Genomic DNA, 1,001 nt, shown 5'->3' with positions numbered 1-1,001 from the left:
GTTTTACCGGGTTTTTTAACAGGAACAGCGGTTGTTCATTTTCGTATTCTTTTAGACCTTATTGAGCAGGAGAATTTTGATTGGACATCCTCCTTCCAAGCCCAGTATCCCAGTTTTTTCTATTATTTCACTTATTCTTTGCTGTTTTTTTTAGTGAAAACCAACCGCTTTCAAAATAGACCCTTAATGATCGGATTTATTGGCTTTTTAATCGAAATTTTGTCCGATATGTTTGAACTAATGATTCAATATTTCGTATTAGAAACAACGATAACCTTCACGAAAATAAGTGAGATCATCATGATCGCGTTCACCCACAGTTTTATTGTTCTTAGCTTTTTCAATATGATGAAATTGTATGAAGTACAGAAGAGGGAAAGACAAATTAGAAAACAAAATGAACACATGTTCATGCTTATTTCCAATTTATATGAGGAAAAGGTTTATTTAAAAAAAACATTAAAAAATATAGAGAATATTACAAAGGAATCTTATCATTTATATCGCAATTTAAAAGAACAGGAACAACGACATCATGTTTTAAACCAGCAGTTTAGTCAAAAGTTATTACGTATTGCTGGTGAAATTCATGAAGTTAAAAAAGATAACCAACGAATTTTTGCCGGGCTCTCAAAATTAATTACGAATGAAAGTTTTCAAGACTATATGAATGCTGCTGAATTAATTCAATTAATTATACAAATAAATAAAAAATATGCCGACTCACTAGGAAAAGAGATTAAATTTTTATATTCCGTAGAAGGGAACCATCCCAATTATCATGTTTATACCGTGTTATCTCTCATCAATAATTTAGTAGCGAATGCAGTGGAAGCAATAATAGAAAAGGGAAGCGTTCGTTTAAGTCTGCGTGAACTTAGTGATACTGTTGTATTTCAAGTTGCTGATACTGGACCTGGCATCCCTGGAAAATATGAAAATGCTATCTTTCAGCCTGGATTTACTTCGAAGTATGATCATTTAGGAACACCTTCAACAGG

The 1,001-nt window shown here is 32.2% G+C and carries 1 protein-coding gene; it reads left to right on the top strand.

Features of this window, described 5'->3' with window-relative positions; all coding sequences use genetic code 11:
* A partial coding sequence (locus V7659_RS31500; RefSeq protein WP_335543909.1) for an ATP-binding protein occupies window positions 1–1,001 on the top strand: 1,001 nt, incomplete at both ends.

The sequence above is a fragment of the Neobacillus drentensis genome, assembly GCF_036966985.1.
GTDB classification, from domain to species: domain Bacteria; phylum Bacillota; class Bacilli; order Bacillales; family Cytobacillaceae; genus Neobacillus; species Neobacillus drentensis_E.
Note: the sequence above shows the minus strand (reverse complement) of the source record. Positions and strands in the feature narration are given on the sequence as shown.